5 protein-coding genes, 1 pseudogene and 1 other annotated feature are annotated in these 5,533 nt (G+C 28.8%); of the genes and pseudogenes, 5 read left to right on the top strand and 1 reads right to left on the bottom strand.

The window, feature by feature from the left end:
• The 5 genes and pseudogenes from Q0G30_RS13695 to Q0G30_RS13675 all read left to right on the top strand — a co-directional run.
• Positions 1 to 188: pseudogene (locus Q0G30_RS13695) on the top strand (NCS2 family permease); the annotation flags it as partial.
• A 335-nt stretch (positions 189 to 523) separates the two neighbouring features.
• Positions 524 to 712, top strand: a binding site (T-box leader).
• Positions 713 to 806: 94 nt separating this feature from the next.
• Positions 807 to 2,468 carry a glutamate--tRNA ligase gene (gene gltX, locus Q0G30_RS13690; protein ID WP_294391174.1) on the top strand — a complete coding sequence of 554 codons (1,662 nt, stop codon included), beginning with the start codon at positions 807 to 809 and terminating at the stop codon, positions 2,466 to 2,468.
• Positions 2,469 to 2,640: 172 nt separating this feature from the next.
• Positions 2,641 to 2,877: a hypothetical protein gene (locus Q0G30_RS13685; RefSeq protein ID WP_294391173.1), complete on the top strand. Its 237-nt coding sequence runs from the start codon at positions 2,641 to 2,643 to the stop codon at positions 2,875 to 2,877.
• 268 nt (positions 2,878 to 3,145) lie between these two features.
• Positions 3,146 to 3,349, top strand: coding sequence for a hypothetical protein (locus Q0G30_RS13680; RefSeq protein ID WP_294391170.1), 204 nt, complete (start codon positions 3,146 to 3,148; stop codon positions 3,347 to 3,349).
• Between the two features lie 112 nt (positions 3,350 to 3,461).
• Positions 3,462 to 3,614 (top strand): hypothetical protein, encoded by a 153-nt coding sequence (locus Q0G30_RS13675; RefSeq protein ID WP_294391168.1) that lies wholly within the window; start codon positions 3,462 to 3,464, stop codon positions 3,612 to 3,614.
• Between the two features lie 118 nt (positions 3,615 to 3,732).
• Here the strand turns inward: Q0G30_RS13675 and Q0G30_RS13670 are convergent, their stop codons facing one another.
• Complete coding sequence (locus tag Q0G30_RS13670) at positions 3,733 to 5,394, bottom strand: glutamine--tRNA ligase/YqeY domain fusion protein (protein ID WP_195468598.1); 1,662 nt, start codon at positions 5,392 to 5,394, stop codon at positions 3,733 to 3,735.
• Positions 5,395 to 5,533: the final 139 nt, after the last annotated feature.

Genomic DNA, 5,533 nt, shown 5'->3' with positions numbered 1-5,533 from the left:
CAGAAGTTTCAATATCAGCATTTTTAACTGTAATATTAATGCCTTTAACTTATAGTATAGGTGAAGGTATAGCATGTGGATTTTTATCATATGTAGTTCTTATGATATTTAAAGGAAAAGCTAAAAAAGTTCATCCAGTTATGTATGTTTTAGCAGCATTGTTTGTAATATATTTTGCGATAAGATAAAAGTGAAAAAAATTTTTAATTAGACAATATAGGTTCTATTAACTAAATAGAACCTATATTTTTTGCTTTTATATAGTATTTATTGACGAAAATCATTGGTAATTGTAAGTATTTATAAAAAATAAGTGTATGTAATAATTTTTGTATAAATATTGGGTAATTAAAAGAGGTAATACTAATAAGGGAGAAAAATGAATATATTAGTTGTCGAAGATGATAATATTTAGAGGGAAAATTTGGTTGATAATATTATATAAGCTATAGATAAGAGAAATACTTTACAATAATAATCTGAATCTGTATAATTAATTTGTAATTTGTTAAAAATAACTATAGTAATTGCGTTGAAGAGGAGCAGTAAATAGATATTTAATTTAAAGCGATTTAGGAATGGTGAGAGCCTAAAATTTAAAACTATTGAAGGAAACCTTGGAGCAATAAAAATTAATAAGTATTTGAGTGGGTTAATAATTTATATTAACCAATTTAGGTGGTAACGCGGAATATAAGTTTTCGTCCTAATAATATTTAGGATGGAAACTTTTTTATTTGGATATAAATGGGTGTGCCTCCGGGGCACAGCCATTTTTTTACATTATATATAAAGGAGAATTAAATATGGCATTTGAAAAATTAGCTGAAATAATATTCCCTAATGTTGAACATGATAGAGAATATTACATAGCAAAATATCCAAAAAGAAACTTAAAAGAAGGTGCTAGAGTAACTAGATATGCACCATCACCAACAGGATTCCAACATATAGGTGGAGTTTTCGCTGCATTAATCAATGAAAGATTAGCAAGTCAAAGTGAAGGAGTTTTCTATTTAAGAATAGAAGATACAGACCAAAAAAGAGAAGTTGAAGGTGCTATTGAAGATACAATTGCAACTATGCACAACTTTGGTATGGACTTCAGCGAAGGAATGACTGGTCAAGAAACTTCAAAAGGTGAATACGGTCCATACAGACAAAGTGAAAGAGCTGAAATATACAGAACTTTTGCTAAGGATTTATTATTAAAAGGTTTAGCATACCCAGATTTCTGTACTCCAGAAGAATTAGCAGCTTTAAGAGAAGAGCAAATTGCTAATAAAATAACTCCAGGATACTATGGAGAATATGCTAAATACAGAAATATTACTGAAGAGGAAGCTATTGAAAGAATAAATAATGGTGAAGCTTATATTTTAAGATTAAAATCACCAGGAAATATTGAAAATAGAGTAGAATTCCACGATTTAATAAAGGGAGACATATCTTTCCCAGAAAATAATCAAGACGTAGTTTTAATAAAAGGTGATGGACTTCCAACATATCACTTTGCACATGCAATAGATGACTATCTAATGAGAACTACAGATGTAATAAGAGGAGAAGAATGGTTATCATCACTTCCAATACACGTTCAATTATTTGATGTATTAGGATTTGAAAGACCAAACTACGCTCATATTCCAACAATTATGAAACAAGAAGGTGGATCTAAGAGAAAGCTTTCTAAGAGAAAAGATGCTGAAGCAGCTGTTTCTTACTATAATGAAGTTGGATATCCAGTAGTATGTGTTATTGAATACTTATTAAACATAGTAAACTCAAGCTATGAAGAATGGAGAGCAGAAAATCCAACTGCTGATTATCATGAATTCCATGTTGCTTTAGAAAAAATGAGTAAGAGTGGAGCATTATTTGATTTAGTAAAATTAAATGACGTTTCTAAAGATGTTATAGCTAGAATGCCAGCAGATAAGGTATATGAACAATATACTGCATGGGCTAAGCAATATGACGAAGAAATGTATAACTTAGTAACTTCAAATGAAGCTATGGCTAGAGAAATATTCAATATAGATAAGGAAGGTCCAAAGCCAAGAAAAGATTTTGCTAAGTGGGATGAAGTTAAAGATAAAATATTCTACTTCTTTGATGAATTATTCTATAATGAAACTGCTGAACAAGTAGAATTACCAAAGACTTTATCTTTAGAAAATGCTAAAGCTATAATTGAAGAATATGCAAAGAAGTTTACTTTCAATATAGGAAGCCAAGAAAATTGGTTTGAAGAATTAAAAGTGATTGGAGCAGAGCTTGGATACTGTGCAAATAGAAAAGAGTTCAAGGCTAATCCAGATGCATATAAGGGTATGATTTCTGATGTTGCAGGAGCTGTAAGAAGTGCACTATCACATAGAACAAATACTCCAGATCTTTATACTTTAATGCAAATCATGGGTGAAGAAAGAGTTAGAGAAAGATTTAATAAATTTTTAAGTTTATAATAAAGGGAGCTGTATTTAGATTGAAATTATTAATTTAATCTAAATACAGCATTTTTATACTAATTTATATTTATTATATTACATAATTAATCTTAATCTGAATATATTGGTATGTATTATATTATTTAAAATTCATAAAATAATACCGAAAAATATAATTGGAGGTAATATTATGAACAATATGAATAATAAAAATCAAAGTAATTCAGCTATGACTAACAATGCACAACAAAGTATGAATAGTAATGCTCAAAGTATGAATAGCAATATACAACAACAAAGTAATATGCAAAGCAGTTACAATAATCAAAATGCTATGCAAAATGGAATGAGTAGTGCTCAAATTGATGCAAATATTGAAGCATATAAAAAAGCACAACAAAATTCAAATCAAAATTCTATGCAATAAAATACTTCAAATAAAAACTTTCTATTTTTATAGAAAGTTTTTATTTTGTAGAAATATTATTAAAGGTGCTAAATTTAATTTGTATTGGGTAAAAAGATAAATTAGATTATATTATAGAAAAAATGAGAAGCTCTCGCTAATAGCAACAATTAATACAAGGTATCAAAGTAATTATAATGTACAAACTATTATTGTAGTGGTGGTAGAACTAAGTATTAGACTTGGCTGTATCAGGACTAAATTTAACAAAACATTGGAGGTAAATGTTATGAGTAAACATTCAAACTGTGGATGTCATACAGAAGGAAAAAGTTCTTGTGAATCAACTTGTGGATGTGGATGCAATAGTGGTGCACCAAAATCTGCAGTAAATAATCAATGGGCATCACCTGCAAGTGTAAAATCAACTATTACTAAAAATGGTAAATGTGATAAAAGTGAAAAAACTGCAACAAATAACCAATGGTGTTAACTAATTTAATAAAATGTAAGTTTTTAGAATTATAACAATAAGTACTAGTATTAAATAAATGATATAGTACAAACTAATACCGATAAGAGTGTTAGGAGGATAGACCAATGGGATGAATAATGATAAAAAGAAACTTTATACTTATAAAAGTGAAGACAACAATTTAAATTCACAATATTGGGATATAGATTGTGATTGTAATTTGTTAAATGATTTAACTGGAGATTATGGCTTCCAAGAAGATAGAGGAACTTTAAAAAAATGATTATATAAGTAGAGACTTGTGTGTACCTGATTATAGAATTATAAAAATTACTGTGTATGAAACCTCAAAGACACTCACTATACCTAATTAAAATAAGAGAAAGGCATTTGCCTTTCTCTTATTTTAATTTAAATGAAGATTTTAAAGAAACTATTCTATTAAATACTAACTTTTCAGGTGTAGTATACTTAGAGTCTACATTGAAGAATCCGTTTCTAACCATTTGGAATTTATCTTGAGGTTTAGCATTTTCTACAGCTGTTGGTTCTATAAATCCTTGTAAAACTTCCATAGAATTTGGATTTATTTGTTCTAAGAAGTGTTTTCCTTCATTTTCAGGAGCATCATCTAAAATTAAAGGTTCATATAATCTAAACTCAGCAGGTACACAATTATTTGCATCTACCCAGTGAATAGTTCCTTTAACTTTTCTTCCTGTAAATCCAGAACCACTTTTAGTTTCAGGATCATAAGTACAATGAATTTCAGTTACATTACCATTTTCATCTTTAATTACTTCATTACATTTAACAAAGTAAGCACCCATTAATCTAACTTCATTTCCAGGGAATAATCTGAAATATTTCTTTATTGGAACTTCCATAAAGTCTTCTTGTTCAACATATAATTCTCTTGAGAATGGAACTAATCTCTTACCAAAAGACTCATCCTTAGCATTATTACTAACTTCAAGCATTTCAGTTTGCCCTTCTGGATAGTTAGTAATAACTAATTTTAAAGGTCTTAAAACTGCCATTGCATTAGGTGCCTTCATTTGTAAATCTTCTCTTACAAAATAATCAAGCATTTGAGAGTCTACTGTAGAGTTAGCTTTAGCAACACCAATTGCAGCACAGAAGTTCTTTAAGGCCTCTGGAGTACATCCTCTTCTTCTTAAACCAGATATAGTAGGCATTCTTGGATCATCCCATCCATCAACAATACCTTCATCAACTAATTGTTTAAGTTTTCTTTTACTCATAACTGTGTTAGTCATGTTTAATCTAGCAAATTCAATTTGTCTAGGTTGAGCTTCCATTTCACACTCTCTAACAACCCAATCATATAAAGGTCTATGATCTTCAAATTCTAAAGTACAAATAGAGTGAGTTACCTTTTCTATAGCATCTTCTAATGGATGAGCGAAGTCATACATAGGATAGATGCACCATTTGTCTCCTGTATTATGGTGAGTTGCATGAGCAATTCTATAGATAATAGGATCTCTCATATTCATATTAGGAGAAGACATATCAATCTTAGCTCTTAAAACTTTTTCTCCATCTTTAAATTCACCGTTCTTCATTCTTTCAAATAAATCTAGGTTCTCTTCTACAGATCTATTTCTATATGGGCTTTCTTTACCAGGTTGAGTTAAAGTACCTCTGTATTCTTTAGCCTCTTCTGGAGTTAAATCACAAACATAAGCTAATCCTTTCTTTATTAAAAGAACTGCTCTGTTATACATTTCATCAAAATAATCTGATGCAAAGTAAAGTTCATCCCAGTTTCCACCAAGCCATTTTACATCTTCCTTTATTGATTCAACATATTCAGTATCTTCTTTTACTGGGTTAGTATCATCAAATCTAAGATGAGTTTTACCTTTGAATTCTTCAGCTAAACCAAAGTTTAAAAGTATAGATTTTGCATGACCTATATGAAGATATCCATTTGGTTCTGGTGGGAAACGAGTTATTATTTCTTTGTGTTTTCCGCTTTCTAAATCATCTACTATTATATTTCTTATAAAATTAGAAGAATTAATTTCAGTTGACATAGTTTACCTCTCCTATTAACGATTAATTTTAAGTTAAAAATATTTATATAAGAATAAAAATTATTCTATAAAAAATAATTATTTCCTAATTATATAACATTTATAACATATATTTTGGCTATTACTAATAATTTTAATC

This window comes from uncultured Clostridium sp. (assembly GCF_934754925.1).
Lineage (GTDB): Bacteria > Bacillota > Clostridia > Clostridiales > Clostridiaceae > Clostridium.
Note: the sequence above shows the minus strand (reverse complement) of the source record. Positions and strands in the feature narration are given on the sequence as shown.

What these genes read in the sequence shown, in the direction of transcription:
- Q0G30_RS13670 (WP_195468598.1), bottom strand. Translation starts at nt 5,394, where the DNA reads ATGTCAACTGAAATTAATTCTTCTAATTTTATAAGAAATATAATAGTA.
- Q0G30_RS13675 (WP_294391168.1), top strand. Translation starts at nt 3,462, where the DNA reads ATGAATAATGATAAAAAGAAACTTTATACTTATAAAAGTGAAGACAAC.
- Q0G30_RS13685 (WP_294391173.1), top strand. Translation starts at nt 2,641, where the DNA reads ATGAACAATATGAATAATAAAAATCAAAGTAATTCAGCTATGACTAAC.
- gltX (WP_294391174.1), top strand. Translation starts at nt 807, where the DNA reads ATGGCATTTGAAAAATTAGCTGAAATAATATTCCCTAATGTTGAACAT.
- Q0G30_RS13680 (WP_294391170.1), top strand. Translation starts at nt 3,146, where the DNA reads ATGAGTAAACATTCAAACTGTGGATGTCATACAGAAGGAAAAAGTTCT.